The 1061-nt window shown below is 61.6% G+C and carries 1 protein-coding gene; it reads left to right on the top strand.

Features of this window, described 5'->3' with window-relative positions:
• The coding region (bamA, locus tag ACK59Z_RS25805) for an outer membrane protein assembly factor BamA (RefSeq protein WP_409293985.1) at positions 1 to 1061 on the top strand (1061 nt) is incomplete at both ends.

The following is a 1061-nucleotide window of genomic DNA, read 5'->3' as shown; positions in this document are numbered from 1 at the left end:
GTCGAGCGCCCGTCGGTGTCGAGCATCGAGATTGAAGGCAACAAGGCGATCAGCACCGAAGACCTGATGAAGGGCCTGAAACAATCGGGCCTGGCCGAAGGCGAGATCTTCCAGCGTGCCACCCTCGAAGGTGTGCGTAACGAGCTGCAGCGCCAGTACGTGGCCCAAGGCCGCTACTCGGCCGAGGTCGACGCCGAGGTGGTGCCGCAGCCGCGCAACCGTGTGGCGCTGAAGATCAAGATCAACGAAGGCACCGTCGCCGCCATCCAGCACATCAACATCGTGGGCAACAACGTATTCGATGATGAGACCCTGGGGCAGCTGTTCGAGCTGAAGACCACCAACTGGCTGTCGTTCTTCAAGAACGACGACAAGTACGCCCGTGAAAAACTCTCCGGTGACCTGGAGCGCCTGCGTTCCTACTACCTGGACCGCGGCTACATCAACATGGACATCGCCTCCACCCAGGTGTCCATCACGCCGGACAAGAAGCACGTCTACATCACCGTCAACATCAACGAAGGCGAGAAATACACCGTTCGCGACGTGAAGCTGTCCGGTGACCTCAAGGTGCCGGAAGACGAGGTCAAGTCGTTGCTGCTGGTGCAGCCGGGCCAGGTGTTCTCGCGCAAGGTGATGACCACCACGTCCGAGCTGATCACCCGCCGCCTGGGTAACGAAGGCTACACCTTCGCCAACGTCAACGGCGTGCCACAGCCGAACGACCAGGACCACACCGTCGACATCATGTTCGTGGTCGACCCGGGCAAGCGTGCCTACGTCAACCGCATCAACTACCGCGGCAACACCAAGACCGAAGACGAAGTGCTGCGTCGCGAAATGCGCCAGATGGAAGGTGGCTGGGCGTCGACCTACCTGATCGACCAGTCCAAGACCCGCCTGGAGCGCCTGGGCTTCTTCAAGGAAGTCAACGTTGAGACCCCGCAGGTGCCTGGCACCGACGACCAGGTCGACGTCAACTACAGCGTCGAAGAGCAGGCCTCCGGCTCGATCACCGCCAGCGTCGGTTTCGCCCAGAGCGCCGGCCTGATCCTGGGGGG

The sequence above is a fragment of the Pseudomonas sp. KCJK9058 genome (assembly GCF_046230975.1).
Classification (GTDB): Bacteria; Pseudomonadota; Gammaproteobacteria; order Pseudomonadales; family Pseudomonadaceae; genus Aquipseudomonas; species Aquipseudomonas alloputida.
The sequence above is the reverse complement of the archived record's forward strand: the minus strand, read 5'-3'. Positions and strand labels throughout refer to the sequence as shown.